24 protein-coding genes, 1 tRNA gene and 1 pseudogene are annotated in these 25,017 nt (G+C 54.7%); 17 read left to right on the plus strand and 9 right to left on the minus strand.

What is annotated here, in order from left to right; all coding sequences use genetic code 11:
* Positions 1-18: 18 nt before the first annotated feature.
* Positions 19-2,859 carry a DNA polymerase I gene (gene polA, locus PHQ58_RS08305; protein ID WP_300109682.1) on the minus strand — a complete coding sequence of 947 codons (2,841 nt, stop codon included), beginning with the start codon at positions 2,857-2,859 and terminating at the stop codon, positions 19-21.
* 53 nt (positions 2,860-2,912) lie between these two features.
* Between polA and PHQ58_RS08310 the strand changes: the two genes are divergently transcribed.
* From PHQ58_RS08310 to PHQ58_RS08320, 3 genes are read left to right on the plus strand one after another with little or no spacing between them, the layout of a single operon-like run.
* On the plus strand, positions 2,913-3,203 hold the full coding sequence (locus PHQ58_RS08310; RefSeq protein ID WP_300109685.1) for a hypothetical protein: 291 nt from the start codon (positions 2,913-2,915) through the stop codon (positions 3,201-3,203).
* A 4-nt stretch (positions 3,204-3,207) separates the two neighbouring features.
* Positions 3,208-4,203: a homoserine kinase gene (locus PHQ58_RS08315; protein ID WP_300109687.1), complete on the plus strand. Its 996-nt coding sequence runs from the start codon at positions 3,208-3,210 to the stop codon at positions 4,201-4,203.
* Positions 4,200-4,991, plus strand: a complete 792-nt coding sequence (locus PHQ58_RS08320) for a BPSS1780 family membrane protein (RefSeq protein WP_300109689.1) — start codon at positions 4,200-4,202, stop codon at positions 4,989-4,991. Before PHQ58_RS08315 ends, PHQ58_RS08320 begins: the two co-directional genes overlap by 4 nt.
* A gap of 81 nt (positions 4,992-5,072) precedes the next feature.
* On the opposite strand, the gene PHQ58_RS08325 is transcribed toward PHQ58_RS08320, so the two are convergent.
* Positions 5,073-7,028 (minus strand): alkaline phosphatase PhoX, encoded by a 1,956-nt coding sequence (locus PHQ58_RS08325; RefSeq protein WP_300109692.1) that lies wholly within the window; start codon positions 7,026-7,028, stop codon positions 5,073-5,075.
* A gap of 210 nt (positions 7,029-7,238) precedes the next feature.
* Here PHQ58_RS08325 and PHQ58_RS08330 point away from each other — a divergent pair, with 210 nt between their 5' ends.
* From PHQ58_RS08330 to PHQ58_RS08350, 5 genes are all read left to right on the plus strand, one after another.
* Positions 7,239-7,988 carry a 1-acyl-sn-glycerol-3-phosphate acyltransferase gene (locus PHQ58_RS08330; protein ID WP_300109695.1) on the plus strand — a complete coding sequence of 250 codons (750 nt, stop codon included), beginning with the start codon at positions 7,239-7,241 and terminating at the stop codon, positions 7,986-7,988.
* 169 nt (positions 7,989-8,157) lie between these two features.
* On the plus strand, positions 8,158-9,438 hold the full coding sequence (locus PHQ58_RS08335; protein WP_300109698.1) for a 2Fe-2S iron-sulfur cluster-binding protein: 1,281 nt from the start codon (positions 8,158-8,160) through the stop codon (positions 9,436-9,438).
* Positions 9,439-10,017 (plus strand): hypothetical protein, encoded by a 579-nt coding sequence (locus PHQ58_RS08340; RefSeq protein WP_300109701.1) that lies wholly within the window; start codon positions 9,439-9,441, stop codon positions 10,015-10,017.
* On the plus strand, positions 10,014-10,757 hold the full coding sequence (locus PHQ58_RS08345) for a cytochrome c3 family protein (protein ID WP_300109704.1): 744 nt from the start codon (positions 10,014-10,016) through the stop codon (positions 10,755-10,757). Before PHQ58_RS08340 ends, PHQ58_RS08345 begins: the two co-directional genes overlap by 4 nt.
* A 72-nt stretch (positions 10,758-10,829) precedes the next feature.
* A complete protein-coding gene (locus PHQ58_RS08350; protein WP_300109707.1) occupies positions 10,830-11,120 on the plus strand; it encodes a zf-TFIIB domain-containing protein in 291 nt (96 codons plus the stop codon).
* Positions 11,121-11,139: 19 nt separating this feature from the next.
* On the opposite strand, the gene PHQ58_RS08355 is transcribed toward PHQ58_RS08350, so the two are convergent.
* Together PHQ58_RS08355 and PHQ58_RS08360 are read right to left on the minus strand one after the other, a co-directional pair.
* Positions 11,140-11,985, minus strand: a complete 846-nt coding sequence (locus tag PHQ58_RS08355) for a GNAT family N-acyltransferase (protein WP_300109710.1) — start codon at positions 11,983-11,985, stop codon at positions 11,140-11,142.
* 113 nt (positions 11,986-12,098) lie between these two features.
* A complete protein-coding gene (locus PHQ58_RS08360; protein WP_300109713.1) occupies positions 12,099-14,516 on the minus strand; it encodes a UvrD-helicase domain-containing protein in 2,418 nt (805 codons plus the stop codon).
* Positions 14,517-14,582: 66 nt separating this feature from the next.
* On the opposite strand from PHQ58_RS08360, the gene PHQ58_RS08365 reads away from it, so the two are divergent.
* Complete coding sequence (locus PHQ58_RS08365) at positions 14,583-15,293, plus strand: hypothetical protein (protein ID WP_300109716.1); 711 nt, start codon at positions 14,583-14,585, stop codon at positions 15,291-15,293.
* Between the two features lie 199 nt (positions 15,294-15,492).
* Complete coding sequence (locus PHQ58_RS08370; RefSeq protein ID WP_300109719.1) at positions 15,493-16,470, plus strand: GMP reductase; 978 nt, start codon at positions 15,493-15,495, stop codon at positions 16,468-16,470.
* Positions 16,471-16,874: 404 nt separating this feature from the next.
* Here PHQ58_RS08370 and PHQ58_RS08375 read toward each other — a convergent pair whose 3' ends face one another.
* Positions 16,875-18,569, minus strand: coding sequence for a hypothetical protein (locus tag PHQ58_RS08375; RefSeq protein ID WP_300109722.1), 1,695 nt, complete (start codon positions 18,567-18,569; stop codon positions 16,875-16,877).
* A gap of 290 nt (positions 18,570-18,859) precedes the next feature.
* Positions 18,860-19,309: a tyrosine-type recombinase/integrase gene (locus tag PHQ58_RS08380; RefSeq protein WP_367187290.1), complete on the minus strand. Its 450-nt coding sequence runs from the start codon at positions 19,307-19,309 to the stop codon at positions 18,860-18,862.
* Between the two features lie 310 nt (positions 19,310-19,619).
* On the opposite strand from PHQ58_RS08380, the gene PHQ58_RS08385 reads away from it, so the two are divergent.
* From PHQ58_RS08385 to PHQ58_RS08405, 5 genes and pseudogenes are all read left to right on the plus strand, one after another.
* Entirely contained in the window at positions 19,620-20,225 is a 606-nt protein-coding gene (locus PHQ58_RS08385) for a hypothetical protein (protein ID WP_300109725.1), read from the plus strand.
* A gap of 14 nt (positions 20,226-20,239) precedes the next feature.
* The gene (locus PHQ58_RS08390) at positions 20,240-20,674 is read left to right on the plus strand and encodes an SHOCT domain-containing protein (RefSeq protein ID WP_300109728.1); all 435 of its coding nucleotides are present in this window, start codon (positions 20,240-20,242) and stop codon (positions 20,672-20,674) included.
* 200 nt (positions 20,675-20,874) lie between these two features.
* Positions 20,875-21,456 (plus strand): PEP-CTERM sorting domain-containing protein, encoded by a 582-nt coding sequence (locus PHQ58_RS08395; protein ID WP_300109730.1) that lies wholly within the window; start codon positions 20,875-20,877, stop codon positions 21,454-21,456.
* A gap of 250 nt (positions 21,457-21,706) precedes the next feature.
* A pseudogene (locus PHQ58_RS08400) lies at positions 21,707-22,063 on the plus strand (IMP dehydrogenase); the annotation flags it as partial.
* Positions 22,064-22,165: 102 nt separating this feature from the next.
* Positions 22,166-22,241, plus strand: a tRNA-Lys gene (locus tag PHQ58_RS08405).
* A gap of 301 nt (positions 22,242-22,542) precedes the next feature.
* On the opposite strand, the gene PHQ58_RS08410 is transcribed toward PHQ58_RS08405, so the two are convergent.
* Together PHQ58_RS08410 and PHQ58_RS23635 are read right to left on the minus strand one after the other, a co-directional pair.
* Positions 22,543-22,887, minus strand: a complete 345-nt coding sequence (locus PHQ58_RS08410) for a hypothetical protein (RefSeq protein WP_300109732.1) — start codon at positions 22,885-22,887, stop codon at positions 22,543-22,545.
* Between the two features lie 23 nt (positions 22,888-22,910).
* Positions 22,911-23,204: a helix-turn-helix transcriptional regulator gene (locus tag PHQ58_RS23635; RefSeq protein ID WP_367187289.1), complete on the minus strand. Its 294-nt coding sequence runs from the start codon at positions 23,202-23,204 to the stop codon at positions 22,911-22,913.
* Between the two features lie 153 nt (positions 23,205-23,357).
* Between PHQ58_RS23635 and PHQ58_RS08415 the strand changes: the two genes are divergently transcribed.
* Entirely contained in the window at positions 23,358-23,480 is a 123-nt protein-coding gene (locus PHQ58_RS08415; protein ID WP_300109735.1) for an AlpA family transcriptional regulator, read from the plus strand.
* 94 nt (positions 23,481-23,574) lie between these two features.
* Here the strand turns inward: PHQ58_RS08415 and PHQ58_RS08420 are convergent, their stop codons facing one another.
* Entirely contained in the window at positions 23,575-23,727 is a 153-nt protein-coding gene (locus PHQ58_RS08420; protein WP_300109738.1) for a hypothetical protein, read from the minus strand.
* A gap of 347 nt (positions 23,728-24,074) precedes the next feature.
* Between PHQ58_RS08420 and PHQ58_RS08425 the strand changes: the two genes are divergently transcribed.
* Entirely contained in the window at positions 24,075-24,647 is a 573-nt protein-coding gene (locus tag PHQ58_RS08425; RefSeq protein WP_300109741.1) for a plasmid pRiA4b ORF-3 family protein, read from the plus strand.
* The last annotated feature ends 370 nt before the right edge of the window (positions 24,648-25,017 follow it).

Consider the following 25,017-nt stretch of genomic DNA (forward strand, 5'->3'; position numbering starts at 1 on the left):
TTGTTCAATATCCTTCGATTAATGCGCTTTGTCCCAATTCAGCCCAACGCCTACCTCGGCCAGCAAAGGCACCTTGAGGTGCGCCACGCCGGCCATCAACCGAGGCACTTCGTGGCGAACCCAGTCAACCTCTGCGTCTGGCACCTCAAACACCAGTTCATCATGCACCTGCATGATCATCTTGGTGGCACGTTGCTCGGCATCTATCACCTGCTGCACCTTGACCATGGCCAGCTTGATCAGATCTGCCGCCGTGCCCTGCATGGGCGCGTTGATGGCGGCGCGTTCAGCACCGCTTCGACGCGGGCCATTGGGTGAATTGATCTCGGGCAGGTACAGCCGCCGGCCAAACACGGTTTCCACATAACCCTGCGCTTTGGCCAACTGACGGGTGTGGTCCATGTAGTTTTTCACGCCCGGATAACGCTCAAAATAACGTGCGATGTAGTTTTTGGCTGCGGTGTTGTCAATGCCCAAAGCCTTGGCCAGACCATAAGCACTCATGCCATAAATCAGGCCAAAGTTGATGACCTTGGCGTAGCGGCGCTGCTCGCTGCTGACCTGTGCAGTCTCTACATTGAAGATCTCGGCCGCCGTGGCACGGTGCACATCCATGCCGTCGTGAAAAGCCAGCAACAAGGCCGCGTCGCCGCTGATGTGCGCCATGATGCGCAGTTCGATCTGGCTGTAATCGGCGCTGGCTATTTGGTAACCCATGGGTGCCACAAAGGCCTCGCGCACACGCCGGCCTTCAGGCGTGCGCACCGGGATGTTTTGCAGGTTGGGGTCGTTGCTGCTCAAGCGCCCGGTGACGGCCACGGCTTGCGCGTAGTGCGTGTGCACGCGCCCGGTGCGGGGGTTGGCCAACTGGGCCAATTTGTCGGTGTAGGTGCCCTTGAGTTTGGACAGGCCCCGGTGCTCCAGAATCTTGGCTGGCAGCGGGTAGTCTTCGGCCAGTTTTTGCAGCACTTCGTCGTCGGTGCTGGGTGAGCCGGTAGGCGTTTTCTTGACCACGGGCAGACCGAGTTTGGTGAAGAAAATCTCGCCAATTTGCTTCGGACTGCTCAGATTGAAAGGCTGGCCAGCCAGCTCATGCGCCTCTTTTTCAAGCTGCAAAATGCGCGTGCCCAAATCGTGGCTTTGCGCGGCAAGTATGGGCGCATCAATCAGCACGCCGTTGCGTTCGATGCGGTAAAGCGCCTCGCTGCTTTTGATTTCCAGCTCGTAAATGAAGCGCAGTTTGGCGTCTGCTTCCAGTCGCGGCCACAACACACGGTGCACATCAAGTGTCATGTCGGAGTCTTCACACGAATACTCGGCGGCCTTGGCCACATCAACCTGGTCAAAACAGATCTGATTGGCGCCCTTGCCACACAGGTCCTCAAAACTGATGCCGCTGCGCCCCAGATGGCGCTCAGCCAGGCTGGCCAAACCGTGCGGCTTGGTGACTTCAAGCACGTAGCTTTGCAACATGGTGTCATGCAGGTAGCCCTGCACCTCGATGCCATGGTTGGCGAACACATGGCGGTCGTACTTGATGTGCTGGCCGAGCTTGTGTTTTGCCGGATTTTCCAGCCAGGGCTTGAGCTTGGCCAGAACGTCAACGAGCGGCAACTGAGCAGGTGCGTCGGCGTAAGCGTGCGCCAACGGAATGTAGGCGGCTTCCCCAGGTGTCACGCTGAAGGATATGCCGACAATTTGCGCACGCATCTCATCGAGCGAGGTGGTTTCGGTGTCGATGGCGACCAACTCGGCGGCCTCAAGTTTGCTCAGCCAATGCGCGAACGCCTCCCAGGTTTGAATCGTGTCATAGCGCAGCGTGCTGGCCGGTTTGGCGGCGGCGGTGTCGTCGATTGCGAGTGGCGCCTCTGGCTCGTCAAATAAATCGCGTTCACGCGCTGGGTTGCGCTGGGCACTGGCGTCAGCGCCGTTTGCGGTTCGTTGGGCGGATGCGCCCGACGCGTTGACCGCCGCACCCAAGGTCCTGGCCAGTCCCTTGAACCCAAATTTTTCATAAAATACAGCCAAAGCCTCCGTATTCATTGCGCCGACAGCTATTGACTCCATAGCTGGCAACTCAGGAACCCAGCCGTTCAGGTCACAGTCGGTCTTGATGGTCAAGAGCTTGCGTCCGGTAGGCAACCAGTCCAGCGACTTTCTCAGGTTCTCCCCCACCGCGCCTTTGATGCTGTCGGCCTGCGCCACGATGGCATCCAGCGAGCCAAACTCGGTAAGCCACTTGGCCGCAGTTTTTGGCCCCACCTTGGGCACGCCGGGCACGTTGTCCACGGCATCCCCCACCAGCGTCTGGTAATCCACCATCAGGCTGGGTGGCACACCAAATTCAGCCGTGACACCAGCCACATCGCGCACACGGCCGTTCATGGTGTCGATGATGGTGACGTGTTCGTTCACCAGTTGCGCGAGATCCTTGTCGCCGCTGCTTACGACCACCTCAATGCCTTGGGCTGCCGCCGTGGCCGCCAGCGTGCCAATCACATCATCGGCCTCGACACCAGGCACATCCAGCACCCGCCAGCCCATCAGGCGCACCACTTCGTGAATCGGCTCGATCTGAGCGCGCAAGTCGTCCGGCATGGGCGATCGGTGCGCCTTGTACTCAGGGTACAAGTCATCCCGAAAGGTAGGGCCTTTGGCATCAAACACGCAGGCGGCAAAATCGGCCGGTACATCCTTGCGCAGGCGCTCCAGCATGTTGATCATGCCGCGGATCGCCCCGGTGGGCGCGCTGCTTGAGTCGCCCGGCACGGCACGAAGGTCTGGCATGGCATGAAAGGCACGGTACAGGTAGCTGGAGCCATCGACCAGCAGCAAGGTTTTTTTGGGGACATTGTTCATGCCGGCATTTTGCCTGTGCCTGCCTTCAAAGCCGCTTTATCTACAATCAAAAGATGCGCTCAATTCACCTTATCCTTCCCCTCCTGCTGGCCTGTGGCCTGGCATGGAGCCAAACCCCTGCCCCAGCACCCGCCACAACAGCGGCCAGTGTGCCCAAGAGTGCCCGCGCTGGCGTGGAGCCGCGCGTTGAACACATTCAGGTGGAAGACTCGGCCGCACGCATTGACGAATTACGCGTGGGCGGCGAAACACAAGCCATCACCGTGCAGCCCAAGAGTGGCATGCCGGCCTACCAGGTTGCGCCCAAAACGGGCGAACGCACCTGGAAAGTCCTGGGGTTCTAACAACATGGCGGTCTACACGGAAGTCTCCACAGCTGAAGCACACACGCTCTTTGCGCAACTCAAACTGGGTGAACTGATCAGCCTGAAGGGCTGCGCTGGCGGCATCGAGAACACCAATTACTTTGCCAGCACCGAGTTGAACGGTGTCACCCACGACTACGTGCTGACGCTGTTTGAGCGGCTCAGCTTTGAGCAACTGCCGTTTTACCTGCGGCTGATGAAGCATCTGGCACAGCGTGGCATTGCGGTGCCTGAGCCGGTGGCCAACGCCAAAGGCACGCTGGTGTTTGAAGTCAAAGGCAAACCTGCCGCCGTGGTTGACAAGCTGCGCGGCAAAAGCGAGCTTGCGCCCACCCCGGCCCACTGTGCGCAAGTAGGCGCCATGCTGGCCCGCATGCACCTGGCCGGGCGTGACTTTGAGCTGAGCCAACCTAACCTGCGCGGCCTTGACTGGTGGAACGAGACGGTGCCAGTGGTGCTGCCTTTTTTGACAAAAGCCCAAAGTGACCTGATCACACAAGAGCTGGCCTACCAAAACCATGTGGCGGCCCAATCCAGCTACGCCGCCCTGCCCCGTGGCCCGATCCACGCTGACCTGTTTCGCGACAACGTGATGTTTGACACGGTGAGCGGCGAGCCGCTGCTCAGTGGCTTTTTTGACTTTTATTTTGCGGGTGTAGACACTTGGGCTTTTGACTTGGCGGTGTGCCTGAATGATTGGTGCATTGACCTTGAAACTGGCGCACATCATTCGCAACGCGCTCAGAGTTTCATAGCAGCCTACGAGGCTGAACGTCCCCTGTTGGCGGCTGAACGCGAGTTGCTGGCGGCCATGCTGCGTGCGGGTGCCCTGCGCTTCTGGCTCTCAAGGCTGTGGGACTATTACCTGCCGCGCGAAGCCAGCGTGCTGCAAGCCCATGACCCCAGCCATTTCGAGCGTGTGCTGCGCCACCGCGCCACTGACGTGTGCCACTTTGACATCCTGGCGGTCACCGCATGAAACTCAACATTGTTCCGGCGCTCCGGGGCGCCACCTGGGTCAAGCTAGGCATTCAAACCTTTGGCAAACAGCCCCTGGCACTGATTGGGCTGTTTTTCATGTTCATGGCCATCATGTCGGTGGCCAGCATGGTGCCGATGATCGGCTTGCCCATCGCCATGACGGTGCTGCCTGCCATGACGCTGGGACTGATGGCCGCCACCCGCGAAGCAACCCAGGGCAAGTTCCCCATGCCGTTGATTCTGCTCACCGGCCTGCGCTCTGACTCACGCAAAGCCCGCGCCATGCTCACCCTGGGTGCCATGTACGCAGCGGGCTTCATGTGCGCTATGGGGGTGTCATACCTGGTCGATGGCGGTGGCTTTGCCCACATGTACCTCGGTGGCCAGGTGCCAGACAAAGAGCTGATGGCGTCCAGCGAATTCATGGCTGCCATGTGGACCTTCATTGGCCTGCACCTGCCGCTGTCGCTGATGTTCTGGCACGCACCGGCCCTGGTCTACTGGCAGGATTTGCCTGCTGTTAAAAGCATGTTTTTCAGCATCGTGGCGTGCTTTCGCAATTTTCTGGCGTTCACAGTGTTTGCTGCCGCGTGGATGGGGGTGATGGTGCTGATGGTGCTGGCCATCACTGCGGTGTCTTCCCTGATGGGCAACCCCGGGCTGGCAGGCGTGCTGCTGTTCCCCGCGCTGATGCTGGTAGCCTCGATGTTTTTTACCTCCCTGTATTTCACCTACCATGACAGTTTTGAGGTGGATGTGCCTGACGCCAAATTGCCGGCTGACTGAACCACTGTCCAGGCTACCCAATTAAAAAGCCCGACCAGAAACATCTGGCCGGGCTTTTTACTTATTGACAAGTCAGCCGGATCAACCCAGCTTGATACCCGTCTGGTCAGCCGTCAAATAGCCCACAGCCGCACCAAAACGGTCTTTGTAATTGGCACGCACCAGTGGGTCCAGCGTGGCTTGCACCTTGCCATGCAGCTTTTTGCTCCAGTCACCCGGGTGCTGAAAGTTGCTGGTGATGTACATCCAGCCATTCATATCGTCCACCGCACCCAGGCCAGTGGCCTCAGCGCCGGAAGGCACCGACATCACACGGCTGAGTTGTTTGGTGTCCACGTTGTAAGCCCAAAGGAAATTGTTCACATGCATGCCACTGTCTTCGCCAATGAACAGGGTGCGCAGCTTTTCAGAGAATTTCAGGTTGTCGGGGTTGGCAATTTTGTCGGGGTGGGCCAGATTGCCCAGCGCGTCAGGAGCAATGTCTTCGCCCGTCAGCAACGTGCGCATGGCTGCAGGCACCCACTCACTGGCGATAGCTGCACCGGTGTGATCCACTTGCCCGCCGCTCAGGGTGTGCGACAAAACGCCGCCAGCCAGCAGCGCCTTGTCCAGCGTGATGCCGGCTTGTGCAGTCCAGCCCTTGCCACCCTTGACCATGGAGTCCTGAATGTAAGCCAGGGCAGAGTACGCCACTTTGTCTTTGATGTTGACCGTGGTGCCTTCCATCTTGGTAAACGCCAGGCTACCGCCCATCAGAGCCGCATAGCGGTGGGTTTCCAGGAAAGCAGCTGCCTTTTCCATGCCCGGCTTGAGCTTGACCCAATTGGCTTTACCGTTGACGAAAATCTGTGTGAAGCTGGCATCGGCTGGGTCTTTCAAGCGCACATCCATGATGTCGGATGCCTTGAGCTTGTCAGCCAGCTTTTCGATGTCTTTGCTGGTGGCGTGCCCCAGCTTGATCCAGCCGAGCTTGGCACTGGCATCGGATGGGTTGATCGAGAACTTGCCCTGGATTTTGGCCACGTACAGCGTACCGGCAGACAGCACTTTTTCCTTGTCTGCCACAAACATGAACAAACCGCCATTGGTGCAGTCGTCACCCATCAGCACGGTGCGGTTGTCGGGCATGACTTGCACCAATTCATGAGAAATGCGGCCCATGCAAAAGTGCTTGGCGATGGCGCCGGTGCCATCGGGTTTCACCGTCACTTCGGGCATGTGACCGTAGTGGTAGGGGTTGGCCACGCTCTCGTCACCAAACAGGTTTTTGCTGAAAGCCTTGAACTGCTTGTTGTCCGCAATAAAGGGCGCATCAGGCTCGTATTCTTCACTGGACAAGTGTGTATTCCAGGGCGACAGGCTAGAGCCGCAGGTAATCCACAGGCCTTGCACGGCAGACGTGTCAACGTTGCTGTACTTCACCAGCGACAGCGCGCCGGTGGACTGGTCCTGATCAAGCGTCAGCACTGCAATGGGTGATGGCAAGGTGCCATAGGCATCAGCGCCACTCAGGTCCGCATTGGCATATTCAAACTGCACCACGGCAAACACGGCCTTGCCCTTGATGCCAGACACCTTGGGGTGATCCAGCTTCAAAAGCGACGTGCCATCCGGGCAATCCGAGAAAAACTGGCGCTCTTTACCGGACACCGATTTGTCGATGATGGGACGATTCACGATGTCGACATAACCACCTGCCAGCACGGTGCCACCCTTGCCGTCTGGCACGCGGTCACCTGTGATGAAGAAGGGTTGATAAGCCAGCTTGAAGGCGCGGGTGCTGCCATCTTTCATGGAGACTTGCAGGCTGGACGCCACCGTGGTGGTGGCCATCGCGGCCGCATTGGCCAGGCTGGGTGCAGCCATCGACGTGAACGCCGCTGAGGCGAACGATCCGGCCATGGGCGCAGTGCTTGCGCCTGAGGTGGCGCAGCCGGCCATCAAAGAGCTGACCGACATGGCACCCAGTGGCAGCATGGGCGCACTGGCAAGAAACTTAAGCGCCTGGCGGCGTGAGGGTTGAGGCAAATTGGACATGGTGATGGTTTTCCAGAAGTTAATCGTAAGGTTCCGGGCGCTCGCGCCGCGGGTGCGCCAGCGGCGAACCTTGTCCAATGGTAAGAACGTCATGTGACATTTTTGTGAAAATCGACGCGTAAGCTGACGCGTCTGAAACCACCCATGCAATGGTCATCAAACTGACATTCATTTGACACATGATGTTGCACTTGCCCCATGAGTCAATGAATGAAAAATACCTTAAGTGCCAGCTGGAAACTGACCCGTGTGGCCCTGCACATGGTCCGCGGTTTGGTCACCATCACCTTTGTATTTCCGAAACTGGAACCGGTACAAAAGACACAACGAATTCAGGCTTGGGCTCAAGTACTACTTGTGCGACTAGCTATCAACTTGGTAGTAAATGGCAAAACACCCCGGCAAGGCCCCATGCTGCTGGCAGCCAACCACATCTCGTGGCTGGACGTGTACGTCATCCTGGCCACCTGCCCCTGCCGATTTGTCGCCAAATCCGAGGTTCGGCAGTGGCCGCTGGTGGGACGGCTGGCTGCTGCCACTGGCACTTTGTTCATCTCACGCCAATCGCCGCGTGATGCCGTGCGGGTGGTGCGCCAGATGACCGAGCATCTTCAAACCGGTGACACGCTGGCCATCTTTCCCGAAGGCACCACCAGCAACGGTCTGCAGTTGCTGCCCTTTCACGCCAATCTGTTTCAGGCCGCCATTGCCGCCAATGTACCGGTGCAGCCAGTCGCGATGCGTTTTTCAGATGAAGCCACGGGGCAGCCAAGCCTGGCGCCCATTTACATAGATCAGGACACGCTGTTGGGGTCAATCTGGCGCACCCTGAAAGCGCCACCACTGCGTGCGACGCTCAGCTTTGGCGCAACTCAGCTGCCACTGGGTCGCGACCGCCGGGCACTGGCGACGGAAATGCGTGCAGCAGTAGACGGTTTGCGGCTCGCCGGCCATTGTTGACCCACATTGTTATGTGTCCCAACGCACAGAACACACGCAAAAACTCAGCAATGATGTATCGAACCCGACAATAGCTGCATCTCACCGGTTTGTATCTGACAGTCTGCGTTAAGCATTCATTAAGACGCGCTGGCTACATTGAAGCTATGCATCTTGAATGTCCGAAAACATGAGTTCCCTACAACTACTGACCTGGATTACCGGAAGCATTCTGCTGCAACTGGCGATCTACCTCGGCATTGGGTTTTGGCGACATTGGGCAGAGTACTTGGCGCTGCGCCACAAGATTGTTGACCTTGAAGTGGCGGTCAGCCCACTGAAGGTGGCGTCCGCCACCGAAGCCTTGCCAGCCGCCTGGGCCGGATTGCGCGCCTTCCGGGTGACCCGCAAAACCATGGAGGACACCGCACAAACCATCTGTTCTTTCGAGCTGGTGCCGCAAGACGGGCAAGCCTTGAAACCGTTTTTGCCTGGGCAATTTTTAACCTTCAGCCTTGACATTCCCACGGAATCGGGCGCGACCCAGCCTGTGGTGCGTTGCTATTCAATCTCGAATGCGCCTGACCCGTCGCATTACCGTGTGTCAATCAAGCTTGCGCCAGCGCCTGCCAACACCCAGCTTCCGGCTGGCCGATCGTCCAATTTCTTTCATGACCATGTGGTGGAAGGTAGCCTGTTACAAGTGCGGGCACCCGCTGGGCATTTCTACCTTGACCGTGACGATGCGCCGGTGGTTCTGATTGGCGGCGGGGTTGGCATTACCCCCATGCTGAGCATGCTCCACTGGTGCCTGAGCCAACAACCCGGGCGCGAAGTCTGGCTGTTTTATGGCGTGCGACACAGCCAGGAGTTGGTGATGCAAACCCAGCTTGAAACACTGGCAGCAGCCCACCCCAATTTCCACCTGCATTTTTGCCTGAGCGACACCGACCCTGAAGCGCTTGCGGGTCAAAAGTACCACCTGCGTGGTCGCGTGGATGTGGCGCTGCTGCGCGCGTTGCTGCCCCTCAAACCCTACCACTACTACATCTGCGGCCCCACACCCATGCTGCAAAGCCTGGTACCTGCGCTGGAAGACTGGGGTGTACAGGATTCACGCATCCACTATGAGGCGTTTGGCCCGGCTTCGATCCAGCGCAAAAAAACGGCCTCACTGTCACATTCTGGCGCGTCAAATGAGGCGTATGTGGCATCCGACATCATGGTGACGTTTGCCAAATCAGGCACACAAGTGGCTTGGCATGTGGATGCTGGCTCCTTGCTTGATTTTGCCGAAGCCAATGGCATCCACGTGGACTCGGGCTGCCGAGCCGGTGGTTGTGGCAGCTGCCAGACCACCATCACATCGGGTGAAGTGACTTACCGGCAGACGCCCGACTTTGACCCCGAACCCGGCAACTGCTTGCTGTGCGTGTGCACCCCCAAGTCCAGTCTGACCCTGGAGGCCTAGATGAAAAACTCATTGTGGCGCGAGCACATTCTGCCCTTTACCCTGATCCTGGCGCTACTGGCAGCGGCCACTTTCGCAGGTGACTACCTGCTGCATCGACTCAACCTGGTGTGGGTCGGGCGTTATCTGGGCATATCGGGCAGCCTGCTGATCATCGGCTCACTGATTTATTCACTGCGCAAACGCAAGTACATCACATCCGGCGACCCCAAAAACCTGCTGCGCATGCATGAATTCACGGCCTGGTTGGGGTCGGTGATGGTGTTGATTCATTCGGGCATCCACTTCAACGCCATACTTCCCTGGTTGGCCACGTTTGCCATGTCGGTCAATGTGGTCAGTGGCATGGTGGGCAAGATTTTGCTGGCCCACGCGCGCCGCCATGTGCAAGGTGAACGTGAGCGCTTTCAATTGCGCGGCCTGTCCAAACCCGAGGTTGAGCAAAGCCTGTTTTGGGACGCGGTGATGCTGAATGCCATGACGCAGTGGCGCAAGGTGCATATCCCGATTTTTGTGGTGTTTGCGGTGCTGGCGCTGGGCCATATCCTGAGTGTCTTTTTATTCTGGGGTTGGGTATGAGCCGCGTCATCAAACTCCTGCTGGCCATCAACCTGATTGGGCTTGCCGTGCTGACCTTTGTTTACCCCAACCTGATGGTCGGGCCAGGCAAACTGATCGCTGGCCACAAACAGCTTGAAAGCGACTGTTTTGCCTGCCACACCGCGTTCACCGGCGCCAACTCACCCAAATGTGTGAGCTGTCACAAGCCGGCCGACATTGGCCGCCTGAGTTCCGCAGGTTTGCCCTTGAGCAAACCACAATCGTCCACGCCATTTCATCAAAAACTGATCAGTCAGGACTGTGTGGCCTGCCACAGCGACCATGCCGGTGTCAGGCGCTATCAAATAAAGGGCAACTTCAACCACGCCTTGCTGGCAAAAGAAACCCTTGACCAATGTCAGGCGTGCCACAAGCCACCTACCGACACCTTGCACCAGCAAATCTCCGGCAACTGCCTGCAATGCCATACCCAGACCAAGTGGACGCCCGCCACGTTTGAGCACAACAAGTTCTTCGTGCTGGACAAAGACCACAACAGCAGCTGTGTGACTTGCCATGTGCGCAACGACTACAGCCGCTACACCTGCTACAGCTGCCACGAGCACACACCTGACAACATCCGGCGTAAACACATTGAAGAAGGCATCAGTAAATTTGACAACTGCGTGGAATGCCACCGCAGCGCCGATGAAGACGACATCAGAGGCGGCCAAGAGAAAGGCGGGAAAGATCGCAAAGGCGACCGCGAGCGGGATTGATCTGCGCCGTGTTCACGCCATCATCCGTTGGAAACCACCGTCAGTGACACCCATTTATCAAAAGGACTTCCTATGAAATGCCCGACATGCACCACCCCAGACCTGTTAATGACAGAGCGCTCTGGCATTGAGATTGACTACTGCCCCCTGTGCCGAGGCGTTTGGCTGGACCGCGGTGAGCTGGACAAGATCATTGAGCGCAGCATGCGCGAGACAACCCAACCGACCCAAGCACCCGTGCCGCAAACGCCTATACGACCGGTGCCCCAGTACTACGACAACAGCCACGGCCATCACGGCAACCACCATGACAGCCACAGAAGCCATCAGAAAAAATCGATCTGGAAAGAGCTATTTGACTGACACCCGTCATAGCCTTGCCTCAAGCACCCAAAAAATGCTTGCGGTAACGCGCAGGCAGGTCGTGGATGCGCATCAGCATCGGCAAATCTGCGGTGTTGAAATCCGGGTCCCAGGCCGGCGCCCCGAGCACCTTGGCACCCAGGCGTAAATAGCCCTTGATAAGCGCGGGCGGCTCCACGATCAGGCTGCCATCAAGCTGCTCCACTGGCAGTGGCAAGCGCGGGCGCACATGAAAATCAATCGGCGCCAGGTGGGTTGTTTTAAGCTGCTGCCAGATGCTGGCGGCCACATTGCCGCTGACCATGCCGTTGTGCAGCATTGGAATGCTGGCGCAACCAATCATGGTGTCAAGCTGGTTACGCACCATGAATTCACCCAAAGCGCCCCACAGCGCCATGATGACGCCGCCGTGGCGGTGGTCCGGGTGCACACAGCTGCGACCCAACTCCACCATGCGCTCACGCAAGGTGCGCAAGCGGGTCAAATCAAATTCAGTGTCGCTATAGGTGCTGCCCACGCGTTTGGCCTGCGCAGGGGTGAGCACGCGGTAGGTGCCAATGACTTCTTGTGTGGCGGCATCGCGCACCAGCAAATGCTCGCAATAGTTGTCAAACAAATCAATGTCATGCCCAGCCAGCGGCGTCGTCAGACGCGCCCCCATCTCGTCGACAAACACGCGGTATCTCAGGCGCTGCGCTTCCAGAACTTCATCGCCGTGGCGTGCCCATGACACCGACAGTCCGCCGCGCTCCTGCTTGGCAACCGTAGAAATCGCATTAAGTGGACTGGTATCAGGTCGATGAAGTGACCCCCTGGGCATGGACACCGGGGACAAGGCAAAGGTGGGGTTGGGCAGATCTCTCATGTCGTACTCCTTGGTTGAACGACGTGATGATCTCTGTGGCCAGTGACAGCTTCATGGCGGTTTGATGGCAAAACTGTGACAAGGGCACCACCAGCGCCCACCTCACTGCCCGATCAAGGCACCGGCGTCAACTTCGCCACACTCAGTGCCAGCCACTTGATGCCATGGCGTGGAAAGTTGATTTGTGCACGGGCATCATCCCCACTGCCTTCCAGGCTCAGCACACTGCCCTCACCAAACTTGGCATGAAACACTTTTTGCTTGATCTGCAGCCCACCGGGTGACGCCTTTTGTGGTGGCACTGGTGGCGCGGCGGTGTATTTTGAATAATCAGTACCAAATTGGCCTGTAGCCCTTTTGGAATAAGCGCTACCAGCTCCAGAATGCATAGCATCAGAAAAACTGGCTGTTTTGTTGAAACCTGGGTGCTTGGGCGTGATCCATTTCAAGGCGTCTTCAGGCAGCTCTTCAAGAAAGCGGCTTTTCATGTTGTAACGCGTCTGGCCGTGCAACATGCGGGTTTGCGAGTGGCTCAGGTACAAACGCTTACGGGCGCGGGTGATGGCCACGTACATCAGGCGGCGCTCTTCTTCCAGGCCATCACGGTCGTTCATCGAGTTTTCGTGCGGGAACAGGCCTTCTTCAATGCCGGTGATGAACACGCAGTCAAATTCCAGACCCTTGCTGGCGTGCACCGTCATCAATTGAATGGCGTCCTGCCCGGCTTGCGCCTGGTTGTCACCGGCTTCCAGGGCGGCATGGGTCAAGAACGCCACCAACGGCGACAAGGTTTCACCGGTGTCGGCATCGGGCGCGGGAACATCCAGCACCGGCTGGTTCATGTCCAGGCCTTGCGAAGCAGGTGATTGAGTCAAAGCATTGCCCAGCTCATCCACCGGCAGCGCCACCGCATCGCGACCAAAACCTTCAATACTGACAAAACTTTCAGCCGCGTTGACCAGTTCCTCCAGATTTTCCACACGGTCGGCACCTTCGCGGTCAGCCTTGTAATGGGTGATCAGACCGCTGTGGTCCAGCGTGGCCAACATGATCTCGCGCAGACTCAAGCCTTCAGTTTGCTCGCGCAGCACGTCAATACCTGCCAGAAACGCGCCAATGTTGGCACCAGCCTTGCCGCTCAGGCCGCTGACGGCATCGCTCAAGGCGCAACCCGTGGCGCGCGCCAAATCCTGCAACTGCTCCAGGCTGCGTGCACCGATGCCGCGCGGCGGAAAGTTCACCGCGCGCATGAAACTGGTGTCGTCACGCGGGTTTTCCAAGAGGCGCAGATACGCCAGCGCGTTCTTGATTTCAGCACGCTCAAAAAAGCGCAGGCCGCCATACACCTTGTACGGCATACCTGCATTGAACAGCGCGGTTTCAATCACCCGGCTTTGGGCATTGCTGCGGTACAGCACCGCGATTTCCTTGCGCTCATGGCCTTCGCGCACCAGCTGCTTCATCTCATCGACCATCCAATTGGCCTCGGCGAAATCACTGGAAGCCTCATACACGCGCACGGGCTCGCCCGGCCCTTGCGCGGTGCGCAAATTCTTGCCCAGGCGCTTGCTGTTGTTGCTAATGAGCGCGTTGGCACTGTCCAAAATGTTGCTGCCGCTGCGGTAGTTTTCCTCCAGCTTGATCTGGTGCTGCACATGGAATTCACGCACAAAGTCGGCCATGTTGCCCACGCGTGCACCGCGAAAGGCGTAAATGCTCTGGTCATCGTCACCCACTGCCAGAACGCAACCGCTGGGCGTAAAAGCGCCCTCCACGCTGCTGTGTGCACCGGTGCCCGCCAGCATCTTGATCCAGGCGTATTGCAGCTTGTTGGTGTCCTGAAATTCATCAATCAGGATGTGGCGAAAGCGCCGCTGGTAATGCTCACGAATTGGATCGTTGTCGCGCAACAGTTCGTAGCTGCGCAACATCAGCTCGCCAAAATCGACCACACCTTCGCGCTGGCATTGTTCCTCATAGAGCTGATATATCTCGGTTTTTTTCCGCGTCTCGTCGTCACGCGCCTCTACCGCACTGGGGCGCAGGCCGTCTTCCTTACAGCCGCCAATAAACCACTGCATTTGTTTGGCTGGATACCGTTCATCGTCAATACCAAACTGCTTGTACAGGCGTTTAATGCTGGAAAGCTGATCTTGCGTGTCGAGAATCTGGAAACTCTGCGGCAAATTAGCCAGTTTGTAGTGGGCACGCAAAAACCGGTTGCACAAGCCGTGAAACGTGCCAATCCACATGCCACGCACATTCACCGGCAGCATCGCACCCAGACGCGTCATCATCTCCTTGGCGGCCTTGTTGGTGAAGGTCACCGCCAAAATGCCGCCGGGCGACACCTGCCCAGTTTGCAGCAGCCAGGCAATGCGGGTGGTCAACACCCGTGTTTTACCGGACCCGGCCCCAGCCAAAATCAACGCGTGCTCAGCGGGCAGCGTGACAGCCGCAAGCTGCTCAGGGTTAAGGTTGTGTAGCAGGCCGGCGTCCGGGGGGCTTTGTTGTGTAATTGCAGAAAACATGGGTTCATTGTAGAAAGCCGCTTGATGACAACACACCCGCTAAATCACCAACCCCACTCCTTTGCCGTGACCTGGCGAGTGACTGGTCTTTTGGCCGCACTGTTACTGGGCTCGCCCCTGGCGCACAGTCAATCTTCCTGCAGCAGCGACGGCCAGCCAGCGCCCACGGCACTGCTTGAGCGCTTCATCAACGCCAATTGCGAGTCCTGCTGGGTTGATCCCGCGACCCCGATAGCTGCGCCTGGCGTGCTGGCCATGGACTGGATCGTGCCGGGCTCGCAGGGTGAAGACGCGGCACTGGCGCCAGCCGCCAACAGCGACGCCTTGATGCGGCTGACAGAGTTGAACCATGCACCGCCCAAAACCCAGAGCAGCCAAATCACCACCGTGTCCGGTTTACCAGGCGCCACTCTGCGCGTGGCACATGGCCCGGCAGTAAGTGGTTATCTGGGCGCCTCCATTGAACTCACCCTGCCGCCAGGTGTTCAGGTGGCAACACCATTGCAAGCCTGGTTGGTGATGGTGGAAACCTTGCCCCAAGCTTATGAAAACTCGCCAGTACCGAGAAATTTGGCAAGAAACGTGCTGCAGCCCTCATGGAAAATGCGTGACCCACTACAAAATACAGAGCAAATAAATTACAAGGAGCTACGGCCCATGAACATTCCCCAGGGCGCCAGGCCTGAACGCCTGCGCGTGGTGGGCTGGGTACAGGATGCCGTTGGCCGCGTGCTCTTGGCTGCAGAGTCTACCTGCCCGCCTGAAGATAAACAGTAGCCCCGGCGCATAACCTCGATAGAATCAGACACCGGGCCCAAGCAATTGCAGCCCGGTTTTTTTTGCCTGTCTGTTTTTAACAGTACTTGGGCTGAATGACCGGCACGGCATTCCAAGCGCTCTCTTTCAACCCGACGCCACCCTGACCGCGCCACCTTCTGTGGCCCTTGATGGGGCGTCACGCAAGGAGCCTGATCCAATGGAAATTTTTGATTACGACAACATCCTTCTGCTGCCCCGCAAATGCCGCGTGGAGAGCCGATCCGAGTGCGATGCCAGTGTCGAACTGGGCCCGCGGCGCTTTCGCATCCCGGTGGTGCCTGCCAACATGAAGACCGTGGTGAGCGAGGCCACTTGTATCTGGCTGGCGCAAAACGGCTACTTTTACGTGATGCACCGGTTTGACCTGGACAACGTGGCCTTTGTGAAAAACATGAAGGCCCTTGGGCTGTATGCGTCAATCTCGCTGGGCGTCAAACAACCTGACTACGACACGATTGACCAATTTGTGACCCAGGGTCTGTCCCCCGAGTACATCACCATCGACATCGCGCACGGCCATGCGGACAGCGTGAAAAACATGATTGGTTACCTGCGCGAAAAAATTCCTGGCACCTTCATCATTGCCGGCAATGTGGCCACGCCAGAGGCCGTGATCGACCTGGAAAACTGGGGCGCGGACGCCACCAAGGTGGGCATTGGCCCAGGCAAGGTCTGCATCACCAAGCTCAAAACGGGTTTTGGCACCGGTGGCTGGCAATTGAGCGCGGTGAAGTGGTGTGCGCGGGTGGCCACCAAACCCATCATTGCCGACGGCGGCATCCGCGACCACGGCGACATCGCCAAAAGCATTCGTTTTGGCGCCACCATGGTAATGATTGGCTCACTCTTTGCAGGCCTTGAGGAAAGCCCCGGCCAGACCGTGGAGGTGGACGGCAAGTTGTTCAAGGAATATTACGGCTCGGCCAGCGACTTCAACAAAGGCGAGTACAAGCATGTGGAGGGCAAACGCATTCTGGAGCCCATCAAGGGCAAACTGGCCGACACCCTGATCGAGATGGAGCAGGACGTGCAAAGCTCCATCAGCTACTCAGGCGGCAAAAAGCTGATGGACATCCGCAAGGTGAATTACGTCACACTCGGCGGTGACAACGCCGGTGAACATTTGCTGATGTAGATGCACCCTGAATCGGTCTTGGCGTCGAAATCCCGTGGTCATTTAAGCCCTGATTTGTCGCTATAATTCAGAGCTTCGATAAACGTTCAAATCGTTGCGAATGGGAACTTAGCTCAGCTGGTAGAGCAGCGGACTCTTAAGACGCTAGAGTCCGTTCCCATTCTTTAACTGCACCGCTCTGTGCAGTCTCCTCCCGAACTCATTTCAGAACTACTTGCTGCATCACAACTCTTTGTGGTCGGGAATGTGATGAGTGCGTCGAGTAGTCTGGATAAGTTCCATTCGGAACCGAAGTGACTTTTTCATACCGACAAGAAACATTCACACCACACCGAAACAGGCATTTCACCTCCACTTGAAGAGCAATGCTGCGAAGCTGCTTTAGCCTTTTCAAAACAACAACGTCAGATCCCAAGTACCTTAAGCAATGAATCGGTGAGTCCTTCTAATCCCCGACCAGTCAACCCTGTCTTTTTCCCATAATGGGGCATTTCCTCGTACACGTAGAACCCGTTCTCGCCTTTAAATGTGTCATTTAGCAGTTCTTGCTTGCCCAGGAAATAAGCACCAAAAGTTTCACAGCGACGCGTCGCATATGACAAATTCGCGCTGAAGCCGATCGTCGCTGCCTGGTTAATACTACGCCCGGAATCTGCCTTTTCTATGCGTACTCCACGACAGCCTTGTAATATCAAATCCACAGGGCCGTGGAACGCCAAATATCGCAACTGCAAGGTTAACCAAGCGTGTATGCTATTGAGTCGCCAATGCGACGTAATGCGAACTACCGTACCCCTTGGCTGTATTACGCCCACCAAGCTGTGCGGTTGCATTACTAATGCTGATCCCTTAGGAATCGACAAGATGCCAATTTCACTGAACGGATCGTTTGTTGCCGAGAGTACAAAGGTTGCAGGTGAATTGGTTCGGATACGTGTTAGCGCAACCATATTCGATGCCAGGCTGGTAAGCGGATATCTCCAGTCAAGTAGCCATCGTGTGTCTTTCTCGCCTTGAATCGATGAACTCTGCAGAAACTCGGGATGTATCAGTAGTTCTTGCTCACCATTCACCGTTATCGTTCGCGAGACTGAAGAATGACCTGCCTCCAGCACCAACCCTCCGGCAGAGTCAGGCAGCATGCAAATCGGCGGACGACGTGATGCCAGCGGTGCCAACACGAAATAGAACAGTGCCTTGATCGCGAACGGGGTGAGGATGATTGAAAAGAGGATCAAGAACGCCGTAGGTGCGACCTCTTCAATCGGTTTCATTAGTTTTTCGAACCAGTTGTTTGCGAGGTGCAGATTCAGTTCATCGAGCCTAGTGCGAATTGGTTGCAAAATGACATCGACCTGCTTCTTGTCTATTTTGAATGCTGGAAATTGCGCTAATGGCCGAGTGTTTAATACTATTGTGTTTAACTGTTGGTAAACTAAATCAGCTTCTTTGGTACGATTTAGATATATCGATTGTTGTTGCTCTAGCTCTCCGCGCTTAATGAATTCAGTTGATCCAATTGTGAATTTGGCCCATGGGTGAAGCTTATCGAATGCATCTATTTCAGCCCCGATCTGCTGCCATCTCTGGTAGAACGTTTTATGAGCTTGATGCACCGCCGCAAGTTTTTCGCGGTTTTCACGGTCTGTGTTTTCTGCAACTAACCGCGACTTCAGGTCTAGCAGGTAAGAACGTTCAATTTCGAGAATGCGGATTTCTGTATCAACGCGCATCCCCTCCAATTGCGTCTGAACGATAGGCGTTCCCGCCAACAATTGCCCAAAGCGGCTGAACTGTTGCTTTTCCAATCGTTTGACGTTGATCTGCTGATCGACCTCCGAAACACGTTGCTGGAGCATCTGAAGTGAAGCATTCCGCATACCATTCCCTCGCTCTGTCGCAGCTTTAACCATGTCTGCGACCTTAGCGCTGATGCTTTGGTCCGATTTAATAAGGAGGGCGAACTCTGCACGTAAAGACTGAAAGGTGTCCCATTCGGACAAAGCTACCTTGCCAACAATGAGTACTGAAAATATCAACAGCAAGGTAAGGAAGTGGTGGAGCATCCATCTGACAACAGTTCCGACAAGGTTTTTCATTGAGTGGATTCATCTAAGTTTCCTGGGTTTTTTGAAAACAACTCAAACCCAGAAGGACAAGTATCACATCTATTTTTTTTTGGGATAAATCGGCTACGTCACCTGCTCCTGTCCGTATATTTCTCAAAAAAAGTGACTAGCCCCACCTCCCTAAAATTGGGCACCATGGCCAGCCGGGTGCCCCTCCCGATGACCACCCCCATACCTCGCCCCAAAACGCACCACCTGGGGCCACCATGGGTCACCTCGGGACCGCTGCACACCACACTCCCGCCCCCAACCCCGACCAGCTACGGTGCCACTGCCCCCGCCATCGCTGACTGCAACACGAAACTCACGCCTTGAGTCGCCGCCAGTAAATTGCTTGCCGACACCCTGATGTAGCGATCTGTCGTAACAGGACTGGCATGGGTAAGCAACTGCTGGATAACATTGATCGACGTGCCAGCGTTGGCCAGCGTGGTGGCAAAGGTCCTACGCAATCCATGCAGCTTAAACGTCGGCAAACCTGCTTTCTTGCGCAACACATCAAATGCCTTGTTAATGTTTTTGTACCGGTCGCCGGACTTGGGGTTGATCCACACGAATTCGCAATCGCCTTTGGTGGCGGCTTGACTCAAGATGGCCTGAGCCGCCAAGTCACCCATGGGGATGGTTTTCAGGCGACGGCTTTTGTTGTTGCTGGCGGGAATGCTGATGGTGCGATTTTCCATATTCAGGTCAGCGTGCCGTGGCGTCAGCTGAGATGATGATCGTGGTTAGTACATGGTCAATGGTGAGGGACAGTAGGTGATGGCCAGCTATTCCTAAAGACAAAAAGACTTGATCAAGATCAATAAACATTCAATGAGTTATCAATACCCCCCATTTGGGGGATATCCAATAGCCAATAACAGGTACAAACTCAACCTCTACTTTGTATCCTAAAAAAGGTTACGTCCTAAGTGTCACCGTTGATCGAAATGGTGGTCAAAAAAAGCATCAGATACCATCTGATTAATCAAATGCAATTTATGCAACTCCGGTTAGTATATTCTAAGGAAGATAATGTTGAAAATTTTAGCTCTAAGCTTATTTAGTATCACAATGGTTGGCTGCGCACACAGAATTGATCCAGCTAGTGTAAGCAGTGTGAATGTATACACAACTAGAGATGCGAAAATTCCAGGAAAATACAATTTGATAATTGATGATAATATAAAAAGCATCACTAAAGAAATAAAAATGTCAAGCCATGCCTGCAGTGCTCATACCTACCCGATGGCGGTTGGTGATCCGTTGACGCAATCAATTAGAAATGCCACCCGTTCGGCTTTTGAACAAGCTTCTGAAGTCAGCAACAGCGGCGCACCATTGGCGGATTTTTCAGGTTCTATTTTTTATCGCTTGGAAGATTTTCAAACAAGACTTAGTTGCAATCAAAGCTTTTGGGCAATAAATTGCACAGCAACAACTGAAATTGGCATGAATGTAGTCGTGAAAGATAATTCCGGAAAAGTTCTTGTTAATACTGCTGCAAATTCAAGTCGAAGCGCCGAGGGTGAAGCAGGGTCAATGTGTGACAAAGCAGGAAATTTGGCCGGAGAGTCTTTTACAAAGGCCACAAAAGAAGTATTAGAGAGACTACTGGAAAGAGTAAGTAATGCCAAACTCTAAAATTAAGGTATAAAATGTCAACGAAGAGCGACAATCTATTTCATCCTATAAATGGTACTCAAGAGGAAACATGGTATGGTTTTTCTTGGCCTGCATTCTTCTTTGGGATTATTTGGATGCTTATTAAAGGTTTATATGCCCAAGCAGTTATATCCATAATAATATCAATCGTCACAGCTGGCTTTGCCATTCCAGTTCTCTGGATTGTTTATGGATTCATGGGGAATGAATTACATAAAAAATCATTGTTAAAAAAAGGCTACTTAACTAAAAGTCAGCATGAGTCTAGTCAAAAATCAACGAGCAATTCAACCATCAGTCAAGCTTCGCCACATCCCTCCAGTGATTCAATTGATAGACTCACAGCCTTAGCGAAATTAAGGGAATCAGGAGCGCTTACTCAAGAAGAGTTCGATACACAAAAGGGAACAATCTTAGGGACTGCTTGATTCGACCTCTTGTGATTAATGTGCTGTCTTTCAACATTAGTACTTGTTAGGTAACATTCCCACCGAACCAACTCCGAACCTAACAGCTTCAACACGTCGACACCGGAGGGCGTAACCGCAGGCTGAAGGCAAACCGATCTTGGAACCGAATAATTTAGTGCCGCTAATGTTACGGCCCGCCTTAAAGGAGTAATAACAAAATGCAACTATCTGCGCTGACCATCCGTTTCAAGACACTGTTATTTTCGGGTTTATTCATTCTTCTTCCGATAACCACCAGTGCGGGACTAATTGGAGACACAGTAACGGCTTCCTATCGGGGAAACCTTTTTGTATTAGGCTACCCGTCGCCTGATTCCGCTTCAGCGATTATCGGACCTGGATTTGAGTTCACACCGAGCTTGTCTCGAACGGGGACTACTGTTTACAGCGATTTCAGTGACAATGGCCTGACGATTATTCTCGGGTATCACGGCGTTTGGAGTTCCGGTGTGACCCCTATGTTCGTTGTTGACTACAGTTTTGCATCAACAACTATCAGTAGTGTCAGCTTTGATAGCCTCACTTACACAGGCGACTATTTTTGTTGCGGATCTGGCTTGAATACGATCACTTTAACGAGTCCAAACAGCTTCGAGTTGCAATTCAGTTCCCTATGGGCGCCAGCTGAACTCAAGTTCAACATAATCACAGTTCCCGAACCAGAGACCATTGTGCTTTTTCTGATTGGACTGACGATGGTTGGCTTGTTCACTAGACGCAAGCAGCGGAATCTGGGTTAATCCAAACACGATCATCGAATCAAGACCATGATCCAGAATGTATTCGGTCTTGATGGAGAGTATTTCGATTAAGCATCTTGGCCCTACCTATCACACCCTTTTGATTACTCTCCCCGTATCCTCACGGCATACAGAACACAGCCCTCACCAACAGCGCGGCCGGACCCTTGAAGCCTGCCCCGATTGACTTAGCCGACTTGTGACTTCAACGGATATACCCAGCGCTTTGTACAAGGGCAAACTGCGAGCCATCCGTGACCACGGCGACATTGCCAAGAGCATTCGTTTTGGCGCCACCATGGTGATGATTGGCTCACTCTTTGCCGGCCTTGAGGAAAGCCCCGGCCAGACTGTGGAGGTGGATGGCAAGCTGTTCAAGGAATATTACGGCTCGGCCAGCGACTTCAACAAGGGTGAGTACAAGCATGTGGAGGGCAAGCGCATTCTGGAGCCCATCAAGGGCAAACTGGCCGACACCCTGACCGAGATGGAGCAAGACGTGCAAAGCTCCATCAGCTACTCAGGCGGCAAAAAGCTGATGGACATCCGCAAGGTGAATTACGTCACGCTCGGCGGTGACAACGCCGGTGAACATTTGCTGATGTAGATGCACCCTGAATCGCTCTTGGCGTCGAAATCCCGTGGTCATTTAAGCCCTGATTTGTCGCTATAATTTAGAGCTTCGATAAACGTTTAAATCGTTGCGAATGGGAACTTAGCTCAGCTGGTAGAGCAGCGGACTCTTAATCCGTAGGTCGAGAGTTCGAATCTCTCAGTTCCCACCAAAAAACATAATAAAAACAAGCACTTACAGGAAACTGGCAAGTGCTTTTTTACTTCTGGATTTATTCATTGCCAGACTATTGCCAGACCGTTATTTCAAGGTGAAGCAGTAGCAGAATGAATTAAAAAAGACGGTTTTCCGTCTGGCAACCAATTTTCTGTTGCCAGACTGGCGGCAGCATCTTTAGTCAGTGCATTGAGCGCACGTTCTTCTTGAACAAACTCATCTTGCCAATCGGTGACTTTGATGACTTCAATCGGTTGAGGTTCCTTCTGTACCTGAACCGGTGCCGGTTGCGGTGCCTATATTGGTGCTGGTGGCCTACCCGCCTTCATGGCATCCGAAATTTGACCGTTGGCTCTGAGGACAGCCAAGCGATCAAAAATTCTTTGTTTGGTGGCACCACAATCGAATTCAGCAACCCCCGTTCGCAGCAAAAAATTTATTTCGTCTATGACTTTATTCGCGCTGATAGGTTTTCCGCGTTTATGCAGATCAATGCAAACTAGACCGATTTGCGGGTCTTTTATGCCCCGGTTTTCGTAGTCGTCTTTATCGACGTGGTGGACGTTCTCAATGCGTTCTGCGATTTTGATACCGTAGCGTAGTAGTTCATCGTCTACCTCTTTGGTGTCGATGCCAAGCAACTATCAGCATGTGTGGCAGTGGCTTAACCGATGATAGGTGCTGGTCTCTTTACAAATCTGAATTCACCAGGCTTTAGCCCTCTCCACTCAACTTCGGGCAAAGCTTGAACGCAATCGTAAAGGTCACTGTACCGCCAAGCTACGCGGCGCGCACCAACTTGCACTGGTGGTGGGTACAAGCCTTTTTTGATACCCTCGCGGAATGTGGTTCGACCAAGGTTCAGCAACTCTAAAGCTTGCGCTTCTGACAATAGGATTGACCCCGTTTCGATAACTTCATCGCTGTTTTCCGAATTCGTGATATAGATGCTTTTCATGCGCAGCCATGGTTGCTGACTAAGGGACTTGCTACCTGCACTTGTCGGAACGATGTGGCTCTACCCCCTTGAGTGTGATATGGGATTGTATTGAACTCAGGTGCAGGCATGCAGGGATGAAATGTCCCTTTCTCAAGTGAACTCGGTTAAGTATTGCAGCTAATTCCAGCCTCCAGATCACATTGGTATGCCGGAATAGCAGAGGGAAAATTCCCACCGCCGATCAAGCTAACAAGTGGGTTGCTTGCTGGAAATATTCAAATATTCAGGTTTTGATGGTTTCGTTTTAATCAAGCGAAGCAGCATGTCCCTACCCACTGCAAATCGGGCACTGCCCACAGGTGATCTGTACGAGAGCCTGATAGGTAGGTCAGGTCACCCGGACCTCGACCTCGATCCCTACAAACGCGTCAGCCGCACCCAAAAAGCTGCCCGACACAGGCATCAACAGCGTGATGTCGCGGGCAACGGCCTGTTGGCCAACCATGCTGCCAGAGCGGTCTACCACCAGAGCCAGGCGCATCGGAGTCACTGTGGTTTTGGTGTGTGCAGGCTGGGAGCCTGCACACGGACCAATAAGTCAAGCACGCCACCCTGGGCGGAGATGGCGGAGGTGCGGGGCGAAAACATAATTGTGGGCTGTGTCATGGGGTTCTCCTTTTTCGGCGGGTTACATCACACAGAAGCGGGTGGCCGCTGTATGGCGACAAGTGTGACGCCCCAGGCAATCAGGATGTGAGCCTGCAAGACTGTGATTTGCACCAGTGGTTTGGGTGATTTTTTGGCGGTGACAGGCTCACGTTGTGACCATGGCCAGGGTTTCCAAGCCACATCGCCAGATAGGTTGCATATTGATTGGCCAAGTCCGTAATGGCGCTTGATCAGATCATCCACAGCCAACGCACCACTGGTGGTCGTGCCACGCTGGATGTGCTGCATCATGTTTTGCATGCAGCCGTGGGCTGGACAGACTCGCACTTGCACGAATTTGAAATAGAAGGCAAACGCTATGCCAATATGGAAGACGACGAATTCGGCGATTTCCAGAATACCCTGGACGAATCACTGTTCACGCTCAAGGACTTGTTCAAAGAAGGCAAAACCTACATGTACATGTACGACTTTGGTGATGGCTGGCGGCACAGTTTCACCGTTGTGGCTGTCACACCGTCGACCAAATCCACCTGTGATGTGGGTAGCGCCTGGATTGAGGATAGCCAAAGGGCCTGCCCGCCCGAGAACTGCGGTGGCATTTGGACATACCAGGATTTTCTCAAAGACATCACTGAAGCACCAGACGAAACTGAAGCAATTGAATTCAAAGAGTGGGTTGGAATGGACTTTGACCCAGGGCGTTTTGACCGAAATGCGGCCAACGCGGCCATCGCACACATGTTTTGGAATCACTGGATCGTGATCGGTGGCACAGACCAAGGGCAATGACAACCCCTTATTCTGTAATCACGTTCAGTGATGGCCTCAATTGGCAATCAAGGTCATTGATCTGTGCCCCTATATGACAACTCGACCCGCAAAATCAGTGGAAGCTTTGGAGCCAGATGTACTTCGGCAGTGCAGCGGTTCCTGACATAGGTCTGCCCGAAATGCTCGCTCCAGACCAGTCAGTCACTCCAGTAGCCTGACAGTCAGCAATATGGTATCGAATTCGCTGATAGCGGCAGCCGATAAAGTTAAGGTTTGTAGGATGCCTGCCCGTGAGCACTGGCGTGGATGAGTTCACGTAAACCTAAGGGCAGGCGTCGTACAAGCCTCGGGGGAGGAAACCGCGGGGAGTGCCGCAGTTGTTGGAGTG

It is taken from the genome of Rhodoferax sp., assembly GCF_028688795.1.
Lineage (GTDB): Bacteria > Pseudomonadota > Gammaproteobacteria > Burkholderiales > Burkholderiaceae_C > Rhodoferax.